We start from the raw sequence: 18,629 nt of genomic DNA on the forward strand, positions 1-18,629 counted from the left end.
CAGATCTCTCTTCAGCGGGAGGCGAATTCTACAGCGTTACACGCTGCTGTCAACACCTCTTTTTCAACTTCCTTTTGGCTTCGATGAACTGAAGCTACCTGCTGCCGAAACCTACATAACTCTTTGTTTACCAAGGAGTTTTCCGTTTCGACTGCGCCGGAAGTGGGGCGAATTATAGACATCTAGAATTCGCCGTCAAGCCCTTATTTCAATTCTATTCAGATTTAAGCCTGATACGTGCAAATGCCTTCTTACCAGCCTGGCAAACGTGAGTCGCGCCCAGTACATATATAAAGGAGCGATCAACCACCTCACCATCTATACGCACACCACCGGAACCAAGCAGATCACGAGCGACCGCCGAGTTCTTCACCAGGCCTGCCTTATTAAGGACAGCAGCGATCGGCATATCTTCTGTAGCCGAGATCTCGATCTCGGGCAGATCATCCGGCAGCTCGCCATCCTTCATACGATTGCCCGCCGCACGATGAGCGTTGGCCGCAGCCTCTTCACCATGGAAACGCGCAACAATCTCTTCAGCCAGCTTGATCTTAATGTCACGCGGATTTGCACCTGCCTCTACATCAGCACGGAATGCATTGATCTCATCCATCGAGCGGAAGCTGAGCAATTCGAAGTAACGCCACATCAGCGCATCCGGAATCGAAACCAGCTTGCTGTACATAACACCTGGTGCTTCCTGAATACCGACGTAGTTGCCCAATGACTTGGACATCTTCTTCACGCCATCCAGACCTTCGAGCAACGGCATGGTCAGAATGCACTGAGCCTCCTGACCATAAGCACGCTGCAGCTCACGCCCCATCAACAGATTGAACTTCTGATCGGTACCACCCAACTCGACATCCGCACGCAGAGCCACCGAGTCATAGCCCTGAACCAGCGGGTAGAGGAACTCATGAATGGCGATCGGCTGATTGGTGGTGTAGCGCTTGTCGAAGTCATCGCGCTCGAGCATGCGAGCGACGGTGTATTGCGAAGTCAGACGAATAAAGTCGGCCGGCCCCATCTGATCCATCCAGGTGGAGTTGAACGCAACTTCGGTTTTCGCCGGATCAAGAATCTTGAACACCTGAGTCTTGTAGGTCTCGGCGTTTTCCAGCACCTGCTCACGGGTCAGCGGCGGACGCGTTGCGCTCTTGCCGCTCGGATCACCGATCATCCCGGTGAAATCACCTATAAGGAAGATCACCTGATGCCCCAGCTCCTGGAACTGGCGCAGCTTATTAATAAGCACCGTGTGACCCAGGTGCAGATCCGGAGCGGTAGGATCAAAACCAGCCTTGATACGCAGCGGTTGGCCGCGCTTGAGCTTCTCGATCAGCTCGGACTCGACCAATAGTTCTTCCGCACCACGTTTAATCAGCGCTAGCTGCTCTTCAACCGACTTCATAACAGACCCGCAAGGCTCAGATTCAAAGGGAACCAACCATACAAGATCGCGCACCAAATACAAGTTTTGCCCGGCGCACGGACACCAATCCACAGACAGACTGTCTGTAGACTTGCTTCAGAGATGATTTGGTTATATTTTATACAGTTATTTCATCTTCATCATGTCATTCATCTTTTCCAATTCATCATTATTCAAAGTCAAAATCACTTATGACCACTGAACCGTCTAAAGCGCCACCGCTTTACCCTAAGACCCACCTGCTCGCCGCAAGTGGGATCGCCGCCCTTCTCAGTCTGGCGCTCCTGGTATTCCCTTCCAGCGATGTTGAAGCCAAAAAGACGACCCTGAGTCTTGAACTGGAAAGTCCTGCTGAACAACTGACACAAGATCAAGACGCTGCTGACGCGGCTCAGGCCACAAATGAGCCGGTCGCTTCGCCCTTTGCGCAAATAGAAAACGATGCCGAAGACACCGCGAAAACCGCTCAGGCCGCTCCCGCGACTGCTCCGGCCGCCGAAAAGAAAGCCCCGGGACACCGTGAAGTTGTCGTAGCCAAAGGCGATACGCTTTCGACATTGTTTGAAAAGGTCGGACTGCCGGCCGCCGCAGTCCATGAAGTGCTGGCCAGCGACAAGCAGGCCAAGCAGTTCAGCCAACTCAAGCACGGCCAGAAACTCGAATTCGAATTGAACCCGGAAGGCCAACTGACCAATCTGCACAGCAAGGTCAGCGACGTCGAAACCATTACCCTGACCAAAAATGCCAAGGGTTATGTATTCAACCGGGTTACCGCCAAACCGACTGTCCGCACCGCTTACGTCCACGGCGTTATCAACAGCTCTCTGTCACAGTCCGCCGCTCGCGCTGGCCTGTCGCATAGCATGACCATGGATATGGCCAGCGTTTTCGGCTACGACGTCGACTTCGCTCAAGACATCCGCCAGGGCGATGAATTCGATGTGATCTACGAGCAGAAAGTGGTCAACGGTAAAGCCGTAGGCACTGGCCCGATCCTGTCTGCCCGTTTCACTAACCGCGGCAAGACTTACACCGCCGTGCGTTACACCAACAAACAAGGCAACAGCAGTTACTACACCGCAGATGGCAACAGCATGCGCAAGGCGTTCATCCGCACTCCGGTGGATTTCGCCCGCATCAGCTCGAAGTTCTCCATGGGCCGCAAACACCCGATCCTCAACAAGATCCGCGCCCACAAAGGCGTCGATTACGCAGCCCCACGCGGCACGCCGATCAAGGCTGCTGGTGACGGCAAAGTGCTGCTGGCCGGCCGTCGCGGTGGTTACGGCAACACCGTGATCATCCAGCACGGCAATACTTACCGCACGCTTTACGGGCACATGCAAGGCTTCGCCAAAGGCGTGAAAACCGGCGGTACCGTCAAGCAGGGTCAAGTGATCGGCTACATCGGCACCACTGGCCTGTCCACCGGACCGCACTTGCACTACGAGTTCCAGGTCAACGGCGTTCACGTCGATCCACTGGGCCAGAAGTTGCCAATGGCAGACCCGATTGCCAAGGCCGAACGCGCTCGCTTCCTCGCGCAAAGCCAACCGCTGATGGCGCGCATGGATCAAGAGAAGGCCACGATGCTGGCTTCGAGCAAGCGTTAAGTCATGGCCCTCTATATTGGCGTGATGTCCGGTACCAGCCTCGATGGACTGGACATCGCTCTGATCGAGCAAACCTCGGCGATCAAACTGATCGCCACGCATTACATCCCGATGCCTGACACCCTGCGCGCCGAGCTGCTTGGCTTGTGCGCCAGCGGCCCCGACGAGATCGCCCGCTCGGCGATTGCCCAGCAAAACTGGGTGCAGCTCGCCGCGCAAGGTATTCGCGCCCTCCTCGATCAGCAGCAACTCGATCCACAAGCCATTCGCGCCATCGGCAGCCACGGCCAGACCATTCGCCACGAACCGGCGCGCGGCTTCACCGTACAAATCGGCAACCCTGCTCTACTGACCGAACTGACCGGCATCACCGTCGTCAGCGATTTCCGCAGCCGCGATGTCGCTGCCGGGGGTCAAGGCGCACCGCTGGTTCCGGCTTTCCATGAGGCTTTGTTTGAAGAGCGTACCGGTAACCGGGCAGTCTTGAATGTCGGCGGTTTCAGCAATCTCAGTCTGATTGAGCCGACCAAGGCTGTAGCCGGTTTCGACTGCGGGCCTGGGAATGTGCTGATGGACGCCTGGATTCATCAGCAGCGCGGTGAAAATTACGATCGTAACGGACAGTGGTCAGCCACCGGCACCGTCGAGCCAGCTCTACTGAAGGAGCTGCTCAGCGATCCTTTCTTCGTGACCAAAGGCCCGAAAAGCACCGGCCGAGAAGTGTTCAACCTGACTTGGCTCGAACAGCACCTGTCGCGCCTGCCAACCTTTGCCGCTGAAAATGTCCAGGCAACACTGCTTGAACTGACGGCACTGACCATCATCGAATCGCTGCAAACCGCACAAGCGGATACTCGCGAACTGCTGGTCTGCGGCGGCGGCGCTCACAACGCTACGCTAATGAAGCGTCTGGCTGACCTGCTGCCAAATGCAGTCGTGGCCAGTACCGCGACGCATGGTGTTGATCCGGACTGGGTTGAAGCCATGGCCTTCGCCTGGCTGGCGCATTGCTGCCTCGAAGGCATCGCTGCCAACCGGCCGAGCGTCACCGGAGCCCGTGGCCTGCGTATTCTCGGCGCCATCTACCCGGCCTGACCGCCAGACTCAAATCACGCACAGCAAAACGCCGCAGAGCCATGAAGCCCTGCGGCGTTTTGTTATGTGCAGCGAAGTGCGATCAGATCGAGAACGAAGACCCGCAACCACAAGTGGTGCTGGCGTTCGGGTTCTTGATCACGAAGCGCGAGCCTTCCAGACCTTCCTGGTAATCGACTTCGGCACCGGCCAGATACTGGAAACTCATCGGATCAACCACCAGACTTACGCCTTCGCGCTCGACAATGGTGTCGTCCTCGGCCACATCTTCATCGAAGGTGAAGCCGTACTGAAACCCTGAACAACCGCCGCCCGTAACGAATACGCGCAGCTTCAAGCGATCATTCCCCTCTTCATCGACCAGGCTCTTCACCTTGTGCGCAGCACCTTGGGTGAATTGCAAAGCCGTGGGGGTGAAGGATTCGACGCTCATGCTGACTATCTCCCGGCGTTACGCCGCCATAATGCGTGATGACGCGCATTATCCGCTTCTCCTAGAAAATCGGTCAACTATTGTTACGGTATATCAATCAACACAATTGTCAGACCACAATGCAAAAAGGCCCGTTCGACGGGCCTTTTTGCTATCCGGAAGGATGCGTTACGGCAGCATGCCAGCGTGCGACAGGCCCAGACGCTCATCCAGACCGAACAGGATATTCATATTCTGCACAGCCTGACCCGACGCGCCCTTCACCAGATTGTCGATGACTGACAGCACCACCACCAGATCGCCATCCTGTGGACGATGCACGGCGATACGGCAGACGTTGGCGCCGCGCACGCTACGGGTTTCCGGATGGCTACCGGCCGGCATTACATCGACGAACGGTTCATTGGCATAACGTTTTTCGAACAGCGCTTGCAGATCCACCGAGCGATCAACCACGGTCGCATAAAGCGTCGAGTGAATGCCGCGAATCATCGGCGTCAGATGCGGCACGAACGTCAGACCGACATCCTTGCCCGCTGCACGACGCAGACCCTGGCGAATTTCCGGTAGATGGCGATGACCTTTCACCGCATAGGCCTTCATGCTTTCCGAGGTTTCGGAGTACAGCGAACCCACCGACGCACCACGACCGGCGCCGCTGACACCTGATTTGCAGTCGGCGATCAGACGCGAGGTATCGGCGAGACCAGCCTCAAGCAGCGGCAGGAAACCCAGCTGCGTGGCTGTCGGATAGCAACCCGGCACGGCAATCAGACGCGCCTTCTTGATTTGCTCGCGATTGACCTCTGGCAAACCGTAGACCGCCTCGTCGAGCAACTCCGGCGCACCGTGCGGCTGGCCGTACCACTTGGCCCACTCCTCGGCGTCCTGCAGACGGAAGTCCGCCGACAGATCGATGACCTTGGTGCCCGCCGCCAGCAGTTCACCGGCCAGCGCGTGAGCAACACCGTGCGGAGTGGCAAAGAACACCACATCACAGGCGCCCAGCGTCTTGATGTCCGGCACGCTGAACGCCAGGCCATCGTAGTGGCCGCGCAGGTTCGGATACATGTCGGCCACAGGCAGGCCAGCCTCGGATCGGGAAGTGATCACAACCACTTCTGCCTGCGGATGCTGTGCCAACAGACGCAGCAGTTCGACACCGGTGTAACCCGTGCCGCCGACGATACCGACCTTGACCATAAACCTGCCCTCAACGAACCCACTGGAAAGCCGTCGATAATAGGGGCCGCGCGCCCCTGCGACAACCGTCAAGGTGACGTGCGGACGCTCAAGCCTCTACTATCCGGCTTACCGTGAATTAGGGAATAACTAAAATGCTCTATCTGTGGATCAAAGCGTTTCATATCGTCAGCATCGTGTGCTGGTTTGCCGGGCTGTTCTACCTGCCGAGATTGTTCGTTTATCACGCACAAAGTGAAGATGCGATCAGCAAAGAACGCTTCAGCATCATGGAGCGCAAGCTGTATCGCGGCATCATGGGCCCGGCGATGATCGCCACGCTGATCTTTGGCGGCTGGCTGATCTACCTCAACCCAAGCATCTTCAGTCAGGGCGGCTGGATACACGCGAAACTGACCCTCGTCGTATTGCTGATCGGCTACCACCATATGTGTGGCGCTCAGGTAAAACGCTTCGCCCGTGGCGAAAACACCCGCAGCCATGTCTTTTATCGCTGGTTCAATGAAGTGCCGGTTCTGATATTGCTGGCTATCGTAATTCTGGTCGTGGTCAAGCCGTTCTAACTTCAATAACCACAACACTTCGAGGGACCTCCAATGTCGCTGCCCGCTCTGCTCGAACAACGCCTGCGTCTGCCCGTGGTGGCTGCGCCGATGTTTCTGATTTCCAACCCGGAACTGGTGCTCGCCTGCTGCCGCAATGGTGTGGTCGGGAGTTTTCCGGCTCTGAACCAGCGCGAAAGCAGCGGCTTCAAGGCCTGGCTGGAACAGATCGAGGCGGGACTGGCGACACTGGACAATCCGGCGCCTTACGCGGTGAACCTGATCGTTCACAACAGCAACCCGCGTTTACAGGCGGATCTGAATATTTGCGTCGAGCACAAAGTGCCGATCGTTATCACCAGCCTCGGCGCGGTGAAAGAATTGGTGGACGCCGTGCACAGCTACGGCGGCCTGGTGTTTCATGACGTCACCACTCGCCGCCATGCGGAGAAAGCCGCCGAGGCAGGTGTCGATGGTCTGATAGCCGTCGCAGCCGGAGCCGGTGGCCACGCCGGAACCTGGAGCCCGTTTGCGCTGATCGCGGAAATCCGTGAATTCTTCGACAAGACGCTGCTGCTTGCAGGATGTCTTAACCATGGCCATGAGATTCTCGCCGCACAGATGCTTGGCGCGGATTTGGCCTACTTCGGTACGCGATTTATCGGCACCACCGAAAGTCATGCGCCTGACGCCTACAAGGAAATGCTCCTGACAGCCAAGGCTGCAGACATCATTCATACTCCTGCCGTGTCGGGCGTACCGGCGAGCTTCATGCGCCAAAGCCTGCAAGCTGCGGGTTTCGACCTGGCGGCATTGCAAGGCAAAGGCGAGGTCAACTTTGGCGACAAGCTCAAACCGATCAGCGATGAAGCCAAGGCCTGGAAGACCGTGTGGTCGGCGGGTCAAGGTGTAGGGCAAATCGATGATCTGCCGAGCGTCGATCAACTGATCGCTCGCCTCGACGCCGAGTATCGCCAGGCCCAGGAGCGCGCAGCACAGTTGCCGAAACGCTGGCCACGCTGAGAAATCCGGCCAGTTGCTCGCCAACTGGCCTTACACTGGCTGACCGCAACATCTTTCACTTCCACTTTTTCGCGACAAGGATGCCTCGGCCATGAGCGAACCCCGTTACAAGATCGTTTTCGACGGTGCTCTACAGCCCGGTGTCGACATCACCACTGCCAAGCTCAACCTCGCTGATCTATTCAAAAGCGATGTCGCCGCCATCGAGCGCTTGTTCAATGGCAGTACCGTTGCCCTCAAACGCGATCTGTCGCACAGCGATGCGCAAACCTATCTGCAAGCGTTGGGTAAAACCGGGATCGATGCGCGAATCGAGCCGGAAACAACCGTCGAGCTTAATCTGGCCGACGTACAAGAATACTCAGCTGCCGTTGCCGAACCCGACTCGCCCTACGCACCACCTCGGGCCAGCGTTGGCGAAAGCCTGCCGGCATTCGCCGAACTGAAACCGTTCAGTGTCGAAGGCCGGATTGGCCGCCTGAGGTTTTTGGCCTGGACCATGGTGCTGAGCCTGGTCGGCATACCCGTTGTCGGTATATTCGCGTTGATCGGCCTGGGGCTGGTCAGTGGCGATTCCACCACCGGATTGATCATTGGCGGCATCTTCGCCTTCTTCCTGTTCATCGCCTTCGTGATCATCAGCATTCTGTTCAGCGTCCAGCGCCTGCACGATATCGGCTGGTCGGGCTGGCTCTGGCTGCTGAACCTTGTGCCGTTCGTGGGCACCTTTTTCCCGTTCGTGATCATGATCGTACCGGGCAATACTGGCGCCAATCGCTACGGCCCGCCGCCGCCGCCCAACAGCACAGCCGTCAAAGTCCTGTGTTCTCTATGGATCGTGTTTATTGCACTGATCTTTGCCGGCGGGATGCTCGGCGGCATCTCGGCTATCCAGCAGGAATATGAAAGCAATCTTGAAAGCAGCTACGAAAGTGGCTCGGTGACCACCGATGAAGTAGACGTCGAGGTAGAACCGGCAGCTAATTCCGCCGACGATGCAGCCGAAGCCGCCCAGCCTTCTGTAGACTCTGCGAAAGAATGAACAACGCTCCCCGCCGTGACACCTGCGTCGCTGGCGCGGGGCTGTTGCGATGGAGAATTGCATGACCCGTTACGCTCTGATCACCGGCGCCTCCAGCGGCATCGGCCTGGCGCTGGCCGAAGCTCTGGCCCGGCGCGGCCGCAGCCTGATTCTGGTGGCTCGCCAGCGTGATCAGCTGGAAAGTATCGCTATCGAACTGACTCAACGCTTTGGCGTCGAGGTGCTGTTTCGCGCCTGCGATCTTGGCGAGCCGTTGCGCCTGTCCGGTTTTCTGCTGGAGCTGGAAGAAGGCGACCGGCAGATCGACCTCTTGGTGAACTGCGCGGGCATTGGCACTTGCGGCCCGTTCCTGGCACAGGACTGGATGACCGAGCAGGATCTGATCGAGGTGAACATCCTCGCCCTCACCCGTTTGTGCCACGCCATTGGCAACAGCATGGCGTTGCAGGGTGGCGGGCAGATTCTGAATGTCGCCTCGGTGGCCGCGTTCAACCCCGGCCCGTGGATGAGCACTTACTACGCCAGCAAAGCCTACGTGCTGCACTTTTCCGAAGGCCTGCGGGTCGAGCTGAAGAAGTGCGCGGTAAAAGTCTCGGTGCTCTGCCCCGGTCCGACCCGTACTGCATTTTTCCGCACCGCGCAGTTGAACAACGAAAAACTCAACGATAGTAAATTGCTGATGAGCCCTGAAGAGGTCGCGCTATACACCGTGCGCGCTCTCGAGAAAAATCGCGCCATCATCATTCCGGGGCGGCGCAACCGCTGGTTTGCCTTCCTGCCACGACTGGGCTCGCGCTGGCTCAACCGCACTATCGTCGGCATGGTCAACAAGGCTTACTGCCCGCGCTGAATCGCCCTACGGTAAAACACTGGGCTGGCACATCCCTCATGAGTAGACTCAGGCCAGCCCAAACAACGGAGAAAACAGCAGTGGATACTCTGTTCACCAAGATCATCAACCGGGAGATTCCGGCCAAGATCATTTACGAGGACGACCAGGTTCTGGCGTTCCACGACATAGCGCCGCAGGCACCCGTGCATTTTCTGGTGATCCCGAAAAAACCGGTGCGTACTCTCAATGACCTGACCGAAGACGACAAAGCGCTGGCCGGACACATCCTGTTCACCGCTCAGCGTCTGGCGCTGGAACTGGGTTGCGAGGAAGGCTTCCGTGTAGTGATGAACTGCAATGAACAAGGTGGGCAGACCGTCTACCACATTCATATGCATGTACTCGGTCAGCGCCAGATGACCTGGCCACCGGGCTGATACATTGCCAACGCGTGGGAGCGTCCTGCTCCCACATGACCCAGCGCAAACCTTCTCCGGCCGATTCGGTTAAACTGGCCGCCGAGATTCCTCCCGGAGGTCAGCATGACTACCCAACGTCACTACTCGCCGATTGACCGTCTTCTGCTGCAAGCCGATGCCGCGATGCGCACCCTGCTGCCTTTCAGTGGCCAGCCGTACCGTCCGTCGCCAGCCATCGTGCAGCCCGAAGTTCAGATGAGCGACGAAGACACCCGCCACGTAGCCGGGCTGATGCGCATCAACCATACCGGTGAAGTCTGCGCCCAGGCGCTGTATCAGGGGCAGGCACTGACGGCCAAGCTGCCGCAGGTGCGCGAAGCCATGGAGCACGCGGCTGAAGAAGAGATCGATCATCTGGTGTGGTGCGAACAACGCATTCACCAGTTGGGCAGTCACACCAGCATTCTCAATCCGCTGTTCTACGGCATGTCCTTCGGCATCGGCGCGGTTGCCGGCCTGATCAGCGACAAGGTCAGCCTCGGGTTTGTCGCGGCAACCGAGCATCAGGTGTGCAAACACTTGAACGAACATCTGGAGCAGATCCCCGCCGAGGACGAGAAGTCCCGGGCGATTCTTGAGCAGATGCGTATTGATGAAGAACATCATGCGGAAAGTGCGCTGGATGCGGGCGGGTTTCGTTTTCCGGCGCCGGTGAAGTTCGGGATGAGTTTGTTGGCCAAGGTGATGACCAAGAGTACTTATCGGATCTGAAGCTTTCATCGCCTGACCGGGACTCATCGCTGGCAAGCCAGCTCCCACAGGGTATGAGGTGGATATAAAAAAAGGCGACCGAAGTCGCCTTTTTTGTGCCCGGAATCTTACGTCGGCATGTTGCGCGCGTAGAAGATTTCCAGCATTTCGTGTTTCACACGTTCGGTTACCTGCTTGCGTTGCTCAGCCGACAGGTTGCTGGTGGCGTCGCCGAACAGGTAGTTATCCAGTTCGAAGTTCTTCAGCAGCATTTTGGTGTGGAACAGGTTTTCCTGGTACACGTTCACGTCGGTCATCTGATACGCGTCGCGAGTGTCTTCGGAAAGGTAGTTCTGGATCGAATTGATCTCGTGGTCGATGAAGTGCTTGTTGCCTTCAACGTCACGGGTGAAGCCGCGCACACGATAATCCACGGTCACTATGTCCGAATCGAACTGGTGAATCAGGAAATTGAGCGCTTTCAGCGGTGAAATGACACCACACGTCGACACATCGATATCCACACGGAAGGTCGCAATACCGTCGTCCGGATGAATTTCCGGGTAGGTGTGCACCGTGATGTGGCTCTTGTCGAGGTGGGCCAGGATGATTTCGGGCAACGGGCCCGGCGACTCTTCAATCTGACTTTCAGTCGGGGTTACCGGCTCTTCAGAAATCAGAATCGTGACGCTGGCGCCCTGAGGTTCATAGTCCTGACTGGCAATGTTCAGGATGTTGGCACCAATGATCTCGACAACTTCTGTGAGAATCTGCGTCAGGCGTTTCGCGTTGTACTCTTGATTGATGTACTCGACGTAAGCCTGCTGGTCTTGCGGGGTTTCCGCGTAGCAGATGTCATAGATGTTGAAGCTCAAGGTCTTTGTCAGGTTATTGAACCCGTGGAGCTTGAGTTTGCTTTTCACCGTTAAAAACTCTCTATGTATGCGGCGCAGCCGCGTGATCAAGCATGCCCGTCAAATGCGAACAACGCACCTGCGTAGGACGGTTAACACCTCTTCGCGATGGCGATTTTGGTTATCTGTTCAGGCGGCTGATCCGTCGGTTGACCGATCACTGCCCTGAAAAAAGTGGCGCATTATGCAGACGTCAGCGGGGGATCGCCAGAGTCTGCACTGCTTTTATGATAGTTGAATGTCGGTTCAACCGAGTTCGATGATTTCGTAATCGTGAGTGATCGCTACGCCAGCGGCGCCGAGCATGATCGAGGCCGAGCAATACTTCTCTGCGGACAGTTCGATGGCGCGCTTGACCTGGGCTTCTTTCAGGCCACGGCCCTTGACCACGAAATGCATGTGGATCTTGGTGAAGACCTTCGGATCTTCGGTCGCACGCTCTGCTTCGAGGAAGGCTTCGCAGCTTTCAACGGCCTGGCGCGACTTCTTCAGAATGCTCACCACGTCGAAGTTGCTGCAACCGCCAACGCCGAGCAGGAGCATTTCCATCGGGCGCACGCCCAGATTACGACCACCGGCGTCCGGCGGACCATCCATGACCACGACATGACCGCTACCGGATTCGCCGAGGAACATGGCTTCGCCAGCCCATTGGATGCGTGCCTTCATCGCCAAGACTCCACTGTAGAAAAAAGGGTCGCCAGCTTAGCACAGGGCTTTGCTCTGACAGCGTCGGCTTTCCTAGGACGGAAGCGTCTAGGGCGTAGGTAATTTCTCGAATTTTCGACGAAGTGTCTGTTAAGCTGGCGCCAATTCGCTGGCGCCTATGTCAGCTGTGTAGCGACCGCCTTCAGCGCCTCATAAAAAAACCAAACATCACCGTGCAGTCTTTTCGGGATACAACCATGGTTGCTATTACCCCCACACCCAAAATCAAGAACCTCGACAAGCTGCTGATGCATTGCCAGCGGCGTCGCCATGCGGCCAAGAGCAACATCATCTGCGCCGGCGACCGCTCGGACACGCTGTACTTCATCATCAAGGGTTCGGTGACGATCCTGATTGAAGATGATGACGGTCGCGAGATGATCATCGCCTACCTGAACGCCGGGGACTTCTTCGGGGAACTGGGCTTGTTCGAACAGGCGGGCCAGGAGCAGGAACGCAGTGCCTGGGTGCGGGCCAAGGTCGAATGCGAAGTGGCGGAAATCAGCTACGCCAAGTTCCGCGAACTTTCTCAGCAAGATCCAGACATTCTTTACGTCCTCAGCGGACAAATCGCACAACGCCTGCGCAACACCACGCGCAAGGTCGGCGATCTGGCGTTCTTCGACGTGACCGGCCGCGTAGCCCGTTGCCTGTTGGAGTTGTGCAAGCAGCCCGACGCAATGACCCACCCCGACGGCATGCAGATAAAGGTGACTCGTCAGGAAATCGGGCGGATTGTCGGGTGTTCGCGAGAGATGGTCGGCCGCGTGCTCAAGGATCTTGAGGAGCGCAACCTGGTCGATGTGAAAGGCAAGACCATGGTGGTCTTCGGCACTCGTTAAACCAGCGAGCTAAGCGCTGTACATCTGCGCCAGCATCAAACGAAACAGTTCATCGAGACGCGCCAACGCCTGTGGCGCGTTGAATTTCTCATGCAGGGCGATGTGGCTTTCAGCCCGCACCCGCTGCTCCAGACCGCAGGCTTCGTTGAAGCGATTGACCGCTGCGACCATCGACTCACGCTCGTTATCCATAAGCATCGCACCGTGCACCAGTCCGACCGGACGCTGGCCGCCCTGGCTCTGGCGCCAGCGCTGGGCAGTGCCGACCATTTTGCGGCCGTCGAGGTTGACGTTGAAACGACCGTCGCAAAATGCGCCGTCGATTTCGCCCAGTGACGAAGTGCCGCCCAACTCATCAAGCAATTGGCAGATCGGATCGCACAGACGGCGGTAGCCGGTTTCGATGCGATTCAGATCGCCCTCGCTGCGCGGCGGTGCATAGACCAGTGCAATGTTGATCGTCGCGGCTGATTGCGGCACCGGTTCGCCACCGGTTTCGCGCAGCAGTACCGGCCAGCCGGCAGCAGCGGAAACTTCGCAGGCGTGTTCGAAACCGGGCAGGCGATTGAGGCGGCGCGGCATGACCAGAGCGTGATCGCTGGGTTGCCAGAACAGCAGACCGAATTCGGCGTTGCCGGCGCAGACTGAGGCGAGCAAGTCCTGTTCGGCTTGCAGGCCGGCTTCGATGGTCAGGGGGATAGGGATCATAAGGTTTCCGTAGGACATTCAGTCTGAGGTGAATCTTATGCCGTCATCGCGAGCAGGCTCACTCCTACAGGGGAATGCGTTCCAATGTAGGAGTGAGCCTGCTCGCGATGGGGGTCGACTCAATCAGTCGAGGGTAGAACCGCTCACTACACCGCCACGTTCCGGGAAGAACAGACGTTGCAGTTCAGTGCCTGGGCTTTCGGCGCGCATGAACGCTTCGCCGACCAGGAACGCGTAGACGTCACTGATTTCCATCAGCTCGACATCGGCACGATTGAGGATGCCGCTCTCGGTGATCACCAGTCGGTCGCGCGGAATGCGCGGCAACAGGTCGAGGGTGGTTTCCAGGCTGACTTCAAAAGTGTGCAGGTTGCGGTTGTTGACCCCGACCAGCGGTGTGTCGAGGTTTTTCAGTGCGCGCTCAAGCTCATCGCCGTCATGCACTTCCACCAGCACATCGAGACCAACACCTTTGGCCACCGCTGCCAGTTCGGCCATTTTCACGTCGTCCAGTGCGGAAACGATCAACAGCACGCAGTCGGCGCCCAGCGCACGGGCTTCAACGATCTGATACGGATCGATCATGAAGTCTTTGCGGATTACCGGCAGTTTGCACGCGGAACGAGCCTGCTGCAGATACGCGTCGGCGCCCTGGAAGTAGTCGATGTCAGTGAGTACCGAAAGACAGGTCGCCCCGCCCTTCTCGTAGCTTTTGGCGATGTCGGCCGGGATGAAGTTCTCGCGAATCACGCCTTTGCTCGGCGAAGCCTTTTTGATTTCAGCGATTACTGCCGGTTGTTTCTTCTTCGCCTGCGCCAGCAATGCCTGGGCAAAACCACGGGGTGCATCGGCCGCCTTGGCCAGACTTTCCAGCTCGCTCAGGCTCACACGGGCGCTACGCTCGGCGACTTCCTGAACTTTGCGGGCCAGAATGTTTTCCAGAACCGTCGGTACACTCATCCCTCATTCTCCACTTTGAATACCGCGGTAAAGGCACCCAGCTCCTCGAGTTTCTCACGAGCAAGTCCGGTGTGCAGAGCGTCGTGCGCAAGCTCCACGCCCTGTTTCAAACTGCTGGCCACGTCGGCGGCATACAGCGCTGCACCGGCGTTGAGCACAATCATTTCGGCGGCTTTCTGGCCGTTTTCGGTTTTGCGTTTGCCCAGTGCATCACGGATCAGCGCCAGCGAAGCTTCCGGGCCATCGACCGACAGACCATGCAGGCTCTGGCTTTTCATGCCGAGATCTTCCGGCTCGACCCAATACTCGGTGATCTGGTCGTTTTTCAGCTCGGCAACAAAGGTCGGTGCGGCCAGGCTGAATTCGTCCAGACCGTCCTTCGAATGCACCACCAATACATGTTTGCTGCCCAGACGCTGCAAGACTTCAGCCAATGGCCGGCACAGCGCGACGTTGAACACCCCCACCACCTGATGTTTCACGCCGGCCGGATTCGTAAGCGGGCCGAGCATGTTGAACAGCGTGCGCAGGCCGAGATCGCGGCGCGGGCCGGCGGCGTACTTCATCGCTTTATGGTGGGTCTGGGCAAACATGAAACCGATGCCGACGTTGTCGATGCAGCGTGCGACCTGGACTGGCGTCAGATTGAGGTAGATCCCGGCCGCTTCCAGCAGATCGGCGCTGCCGCTCTTGCCCGAAACAGCACGGTTGCCGTGTTTGGCCACGGTGCAACCAGCCGCTGCAACGACGAATGAGGACGCCGTCGACACGTTGAAAATGTTCGCGCCGTCACCGCCGGTGCCGACCACATCGACCACGCCGTCAAGGGTCTTGAGTTCAACCTTGTCCGCCAGCTCGCGCATCACCGATACGGCGCCGACGATTTCGTCGATGCTTTCGCTCTTCATGCGCATGGCCATCATGAACGCGCCAATCTGCGCGTCGGTGCATTGGCCAGTCATGATTTCGCGCATCACATCGCGCATTTCATCGGTGCTGAGGTCGAGGTGCTCGACGATACGGCTCAGGGCTGTCTTGATATTCATGCAAAGTCCTTAGCGCGTGCCGCCGGTTTGTTTGAGGAAGTTGGCAAACAGTTCATGGCCCTGTTCAGTCAGGATCGACTCTGGGTGGAACTGTACGCCCTCAATGTTCAGGGTCTTGTGACGCAGGCCCATGATTTCGTCGACGCTGCCGTCATCGTGCTGAGTCCAGGCGGTCAGTTCCAGGCAATCGGGCAAAGTATCGTGCTTGACGATCAGCGAATGGTAGCGGGTAACCGTCAGCGGATGATTCAGACCGGCAAAGACGCCCTTGTCCTCGTGGAATACCGGGCTAGTCTTACCGTGCATAACTTGCCGGGCACGCACCACGTCACCGCCAAAGGCCTGGCCGATGGACTGGTGGCCAAGGCAGACGCCGAGGATTGGCAGTTTGCCGGCAAAGTGTTTGATGGCTTCGATGGAGATACCGGCTTCGGTCGGTGTACACGGGCCGGGGGAAACCACGATGCGCTCCGGGTTGAGCGCTTCGATCTGGGCAACGGTCAGTTCGTCGTTGCGCACAACCTTGACCTCGGCACCGAGCTCGCCGAGGTATTGCACAACGTTGTAAGTAAAGGAGTCGTAGTTGTCGATCATCAGCAACATGGCGTTTCGAACCTCTTGAATTCTGACTTGAAGACAGCCTTCAGATGACTTGCCCGCAGGGCGCTGCGATGTCGGACGCGCAGGTCGCATCGGTACAGCGGGGTTTCAAACGGGCAAGGAAGGCAAAGCGATACAGATCCGGCGGGGCCGGCAGGAAAGATTCAGGCGCGCCAACGCCAACGGGCGTGTGCCTTGATGACTTGATCCAGGAGTTTGCTGACGATCAACACGGGGAAGGTCTCGTTCATACGTTCCCGCACAGTAACTTAGCTGGGCAGAGCGTGCAATATGGCGGGGCCGACGGGGGATAAAACTATGTGAGGGTTCGCGACCGATGGCAAAAGGCCGGAAGTTTTTGGTACTGTCGTTTCGTTCACTACAACAATAAATAAACGGACTTGCTCATGATCAAACAGACGTTGTTTGTACCGCTCGCCGGCTGCCTGCTCGCCATGGCGTGTGCCCAGGCGATTGCAGCCCCTCATCCTTATTCGAATTTCATCGTCTTCGGCGACAGCCTCAACGATGCCGGGACATTCGCCGACACTGGCGGCCCGGCCGGCGCGACCCAGCGCTACACCAACCGTACCGGGCCACTGTACAAGGATGGCACCGGGGAAAATCGCGACCTCAACGCCACACAAATCCTCGGTGGCAAACTGGGCTTCAACCCTGATCAGACCGCGTCCTCGTCCTCGGCAGTCCGTGCCGGCGAAGGCTTGCCGGACGGCAACAACTGGGCTGTCGGCGGCTATCGTACCGACCAGATTCTCGACTCGATCACCACCCAATCGGCAACCGGGGAGCGCACCCGCGCCGGTTATCTGCCATCGAATGGCTTCCGCGCCGATCCGAATGCGCTGTATTACCTCTCGGGTGGCGGTAACGACTTCCTGCAAGGACGCATCCTTAGCCTCGATCAGGCCAGCTCTGCCGCCGACCGCCTCGCAGACAGCGCACGCACCCTGCAATCAGCCGGCGCCAAGTACATCGTGGTCTGGCTGTTGCCGGACATCGGCCTGACCCCGGCCATCAATGGTTCGCCGTTGCAGGGCTTCACCTCGCAGCTCAGCGCCCAGTTCAACACCGAACTGGTCAGCCAGTTGCAAACCATCAACGCCGAAATCATTCCGCTGAACATTCCGGTACTGCTCAAGGAAGCGTTCGCCAACCCGGCACAGTTCGGTTTGGCCACCGACCAGAATCTGACGGCCACCTGTTTCAGTGGCAACAGCTGCACGGAAAACGCCAGGTACGGCATCAACAGCGCCACGCCTGACCCGTTCAAGCTGATCTACAACGACTCGGTGCACCCGACCGAGGCCGGTCAACGCCTGATTGCTGACTACACCTATTCGCTACTGTCAGCGCCATGGGAACTGACTCTGCTCCCGGAAATGGCCCAAGGCGCATTGCGTTCGCATCAGGACGAATTGCGCAACCAATGGCTGGCTGACTGGGAAGCCTGGCAGGCTGTCGGCCAATGGCGGGCAATTGTCGCCGGTGGCGGCCAGCATCAGGACTTTGATGACCAGAGCAGCGCAGCGAGTGGCGACGGTAATGGCTACAACCTGAACATCGGCGGCAGCTACCGTGTCAACGAAGCCTGGCGCGTGGGTCTGGCAGCGGGTCTTTACCACCAGAAAATCGAAGCTGGCGACAGCGACTCCGAGTACAAGCTCAATTCCTACATGGGCACAGCGTTCGCCCAGTACCAGCAAAATCGCTGGTGGGGTGATCTGGCGTTGACTGCCGGGCATCTGGACTACGACAGCCTCAAGCGTAAATTCCAGCTCGGGGTCAACGAGCGCGGCGAAAAAGGCGATACCGACGGCTATGTATTGGCCATCAGTGGCCGCATCGGTTACGACATCGCCCCGCTAGCCAGCAGCCCTTGGCACCTGTCGCCATTCATCAGCGCCGACTTCGGCAAAACCGAAGTGAACGGTTACTCGGAAAATGGCGCGGACTCCACGGCGCTGACCTTCGATGATCAGTCGCGCAACTCAAGGCGTCTGGGTCTCGGTATTCAGGGCAAGTACCAGATCACCCCGAAAACCGAAGTGTTCGGCGAATTCGCGCATGAGCGTGAATACAACGATGACACTCAGGACCTGACCATCAACCTCAACAGCCTGCCGGGCAACCGCTTCACTCTGGAAGGCTACACGCCGCAGACCAACCTGAATCGCCTGAACCTGGGCGTGAGCCACAAGCTGACTCAGGACCTGGCTTTGCGCGCGAGCTACAACATTCGCAAGGATGATGACTTTACCCAGCAAGGTATCAACGTGGGTGTGAGTCTGGATTTCTAAATCGCAGGCCAATAAAAACGCGGCGTCCTTACGGGCGCCGCGTTTTTTTTATGGCTACACACAATCAAATGTAGGAGTGAGCCTGCTCGCGAAAGCAGTGTATCTGTCGACATTAATGGTGAATGTCAGACCGCTATCGCGAGCAG

At 57.8% G+C, this 18,629-nt stretch carries 19 protein-coding genes; 10 read left to right on the forward strand and 9 right to left on the reverse strand.

Annotated features, from left to right (window positions below):
- Window positions 1-214 precede the first annotated feature (214 nt).
- The gene (tyrS, locus tag ACIOZM_RS23005) at window positions 215-1,414 is read right to left on the reverse strand and encodes a tyrosine--tRNA ligase (RefSeq protein WP_401217638.1); all 1,200 of its coding nucleotides are present in this window, start codon (window positions 1,412-1,414) and stop codon (window positions 215-217) included.
- Between the two features lie 212 nt (window positions 1,415-1,626).
- Here tyrS and ACIOZM_RS23010 point away from each other — a divergent pair, with 212 nt between their 5' ends.
- Complete coding sequence (locus tag ACIOZM_RS23010) at window positions 1,627-3,048, forward strand: peptidoglycan DD-metalloendopeptidase family protein (RefSeq protein ID WP_401217641.1); 1,422 nt, start codon at window positions 1,627-1,629, stop codon at window positions 3,046-3,048.
- Window positions 3,049-3,051: 3 nt separating this feature from the next.
- Complete coding sequence (locus tag ACIOZM_RS23015) at window positions 3,052-4,143, forward strand: anhydro-N-acetylmuramic acid kinase (protein WP_401217644.1); 1,092 nt, start codon at window positions 3,052-3,054, stop codon at window positions 4,141-4,143.
- Window positions 4,144-4,225: 82 nt separating this feature from the next.
- On the opposite strand, the gene erpA is transcribed toward ACIOZM_RS23015, so the two are convergent.
- Window positions 4,226-4,576: an iron-sulfur cluster insertion protein ErpA gene (gene erpA / locus ACIOZM_RS23020; protein WP_042561358.1), complete on the reverse strand. Its 351-nt coding sequence runs from the start codon at window positions 4,574-4,576 to the stop codon at window positions 4,226-4,228.
- A 168-nt stretch (window positions 4,577-4,744) separates the two neighbouring features.
- A complete protein-coding gene (argC, locus tag ACIOZM_RS23025) occupies window positions 4,745-5,779 on the reverse strand; it encodes an N-acetyl-gamma-glutamyl-phosphate reductase (RefSeq protein WP_401217647.1) in 1,035 nt (344 codons plus the stop codon).
- Window positions 5,780-5,913: 134 nt separating this feature from the next.
- Between argC and hemJ the strand changes: the two genes are divergently transcribed.
- The 6 genes from hemJ to coq7 all read left to right on the forward strand — a co-directional run bounded on the left by hemJ (window position 5,914) and on the right by coq7 (window position 10,408).
- Window positions 5,914-6,342, forward strand: a complete 429-nt coding sequence (gene hemJ, locus ACIOZM_RS23030) for a protoporphyrinogen oxidase HemJ (protein ID WP_401217649.1) — start codon at window positions 5,914-5,916, stop codon at window positions 6,340-6,342.
- Window positions 6,343-6,375: 33 nt separating this feature from the next.
- On the forward strand, window positions 6,376-7,344 hold the full coding sequence (locus ACIOZM_RS23035; RefSeq protein WP_401217651.1) for an NAD(P)H-dependent flavin oxidoreductase: 969 nt from the start codon (window positions 6,376-6,378) through the stop codon (window positions 7,342-7,344).
- 91 nt (window positions 7,345-7,435) lie between these two features.
- Window positions 7,436-8,386, forward strand: coding sequence for a DUF805 domain-containing protein (locus ACIOZM_RS23040; protein WP_401217654.1), 951 nt, complete (start codon window positions 7,436-7,438; stop codon window positions 8,384-8,386).
- 61 nt (window positions 8,387-8,447) lie between these two features.
- A complete protein-coding gene (locus ACIOZM_RS23045) occupies window positions 8,448-9,236 on the forward strand; it encodes an SDR family NAD(P)-dependent oxidoreductase (RefSeq protein WP_401217657.1) in 789 nt (262 codons plus the stop codon).
- Between the two features lie 80 nt (window positions 9,237-9,316).
- Window positions 9,317-9,655, forward strand: a complete 339-nt coding sequence (locus ACIOZM_RS23050) for a histidine triad nucleotide-binding protein (RefSeq protein WP_401217659.1) — start codon at window positions 9,317-9,319, stop codon at window positions 9,653-9,655.
- 105 nt (window positions 9,656-9,760) lie between these two features.
- Entirely contained in the window at window positions 9,761-10,408 is a 648-nt protein-coding gene (coq7, locus tag ACIOZM_RS23055; RefSeq protein WP_401217662.1) for a 2-polyprenyl-3-methyl-6-methoxy-1,4-benzoquinone monooxygenase, read from the forward strand.
- 107 nt (window positions 10,409-10,515) lie between these two features.
- Here the strand turns inward: coq7 and speD are convergent, their stop codons facing one another.
- Both speD and ACIOZM_RS23065 read right to left on the reverse strand, forming a co-directional pair.
- Window positions 10,516-11,310 carry an adenosylmethionine decarboxylase gene (speD, locus tag ACIOZM_RS23060; RefSeq protein WP_401217665.1) on the reverse strand — a complete coding sequence of 265 codons (795 nt, stop codon included), beginning with the start codon at window positions 11,308-11,310 and terminating at the stop codon, window positions 10,516-10,518.
- A 237-nt stretch (window positions 11,311-11,547) separates the two neighbouring features.
- On the reverse strand, window positions 11,548-11,970 hold the full coding sequence (locus ACIOZM_RS23065; protein WP_007941657.1) for an OsmC family protein: 423 nt from the start codon (window positions 11,968-11,970) through the stop codon (window positions 11,548-11,550).
- A 236-nt stretch (window positions 11,971-12,206) separates the two neighbouring features.
- Here ACIOZM_RS23065 and crp point away from each other — a divergent pair, with 236 nt between their 5' ends.
- Window positions 12,207-12,851 carry a cAMP-activated global transcriptional regulator CRP gene (gene crp / locus ACIOZM_RS23070; RefSeq protein ID WP_401217668.1) on the forward strand — a complete coding sequence of 215 codons (645 nt, stop codon included), beginning with the start codon at window positions 12,207-12,209 and terminating at the stop codon, window positions 12,849-12,851.
- 9 nt (window positions 12,852-12,860) lie between these two features.
- Here crp and ACIOZM_RS23075 read toward each other — a convergent pair whose 3' ends face one another.
- From ACIOZM_RS23075 to ACIOZM_RS23090, 4 genes are all read right to left on the reverse strand, one after another.
- Window positions 12,861-13,559, reverse strand: coding sequence for a biotin/lipoate A/B protein ligase family protein (locus ACIOZM_RS23075; protein WP_401217671.1), 699 nt, complete (start codon window positions 13,557-13,559; stop codon window positions 12,861-12,863).
- Between the two features lie 123 nt (window positions 13,560-13,682).
- Window positions 13,683-14,519: an indole-3-glycerol phosphate synthase TrpC gene (gene trpC, locus ACIOZM_RS23080; protein WP_401217674.1), complete on the reverse strand. Its 837-nt coding sequence runs from the start codon at window positions 14,517-14,519 to the stop codon at window positions 13,683-13,685.
- Window positions 14,516-15,565, reverse strand: coding sequence for an anthranilate phosphoribosyltransferase (gene trpD / locus ACIOZM_RS23085; RefSeq protein ID WP_401217677.1), 1,050 nt, complete (start codon window positions 15,563-15,565; stop codon window positions 14,516-14,518). The genes trpC and trpD overlap by 4 nt, the downstream gene beginning before the upstream one ends.
- Before the next feature lie 9 nt (window positions 15,566-15,574).
- Window positions 15,575-16,168 carry an aminodeoxychorismate/anthranilate synthase component II gene (locus ACIOZM_RS23090; RefSeq protein ID WP_401217680.1) on the reverse strand — a complete coding sequence of 198 codons (594 nt, stop codon included), beginning with the start codon at window positions 16,166-16,168 and terminating at the stop codon, window positions 15,575-15,577.
- A 404-nt stretch (window positions 16,169-16,572) separates the two neighbouring features.
- Between ACIOZM_RS23090 and estP the strand changes: the two genes are divergently transcribed.
- Entirely contained in the window at window positions 16,573-18,483 is a 1,911-nt protein-coding gene (gene estP, locus ACIOZM_RS23095) for an esterase EstP (RefSeq protein ID WP_401217683.1), read from the forward strand.
- Window positions 18,484-18,629 lie beyond the last annotated feature (146 nt).

This window comes from Pseudomonas sp. NPDC087346 (genome assembly GCF_044744235.1).
Classification (GTDB): Bacteria; Pseudomonadota; Gammaproteobacteria; order Pseudomonadales; family Pseudomonadaceae; genus Aquipseudomonas.

Coding starts and splice junctions, on each gene's coding strand:
- tyrS (WP_401217638.1), bottom strand. CDS start 1,414: ATGAAGTCGGTTGAAGAGCAGCTAGCGCTGATTAAACGTGGTGCGGAA.
- ACIOZM_RS23010 (WP_401217641.1), top strand. CDS start 1,627: ATGACCACTGAACCGTCTAAAGCGCCACCGCTTTACCCTAAGACCCAC.
- ACIOZM_RS23015 (WP_401217644.1), top strand. CDS start 3,052: ATGGCCCTCTATATTGGCGTGATGTCCGGTACCAGCCTCGATGGACTG.
- erpA (WP_042561358.1), bottom strand. CDS start 4,576: ATGAGCGTCGAATCCTTCACCCCCACGGCTTTGCAATTCACCCAAGGT.
- argC (WP_401217647.1), bottom strand. CDS start 5,779: ATGGTCAAGGTCGGTATCGTCGGCGGCACGGGTTACACCGGTGTCGAA.
- hemJ (WP_401217649.1), top strand. CDS start 5,914: ATGCTCTATCTGTGGATCAAAGCGTTTCATATCGTCAGCATCGTGTGC.
- ACIOZM_RS23035 (WP_401217651.1), top strand. CDS start 6,376: ATGTCGCTGCCCGCTCTGCTCGAACAACGCCTGCGTCTGCCCGTGGTG.
- ACIOZM_RS23040 (WP_401217654.1), top strand. CDS start 7,436: ATGAGCGAACCCCGTTACAAGATCGTTTTCGACGGTGCTCTACAGCCC.
- ACIOZM_RS23045 (WP_401217657.1), top strand. CDS start 8,448: ATGACCCGTTACGCTCTGATCACCGGCGCCTCCAGCGGCATCGGCCTG.
- coq7 (WP_401217662.1), top strand. CDS start 9,761: ATGACTACCCAACGTCACTACTCGCCGATTGACCGTCTTCTGCTGCAA.
- ACIOZM_RS23065 (WP_007941657.1), bottom strand. CDS start 11,970: ATGAAGGCACGCATCCAATGGGCTGGCGAAGCCATGTTCCTCGGCGAA.
- crp (WP_401217668.1), top strand. CDS start 12,207: ATGGTTGCTATTACCCCCACACCCAAAATCAAGAACCTCGACAAGCTG.
- ACIOZM_RS23075 (WP_401217671.1), bottom strand. CDS start 13,559: ATGATCCCTATCCCCCTGACCATCGAAGCCGGCCTGCAAGCCGAACAG.
- trpC (WP_401217674.1), bottom strand. CDS start 14,519: ATGAGTGTACCGACGGTTCTGGAAAACATTCTGGCCCGCAAAGTTCAG.
- trpD (WP_401217677.1), bottom strand. CDS start 15,565: ATGAATATCAAGACAGCCCTGAGCCGTATCGTCGAGCACCTCGACCTC.
- ACIOZM_RS23090 (WP_401217680.1), bottom strand. CDS start 16,168: ATGTTGCTGATGATCGACAACTACGACTCCTTTACTTACAACGTTGTG.
- estP (WP_401217683.1), top strand. CDS start 16,573: ATGATCAAACAGACGTTGTTTGTACCGCTCGCCGGCTGCCTGCTCGCC.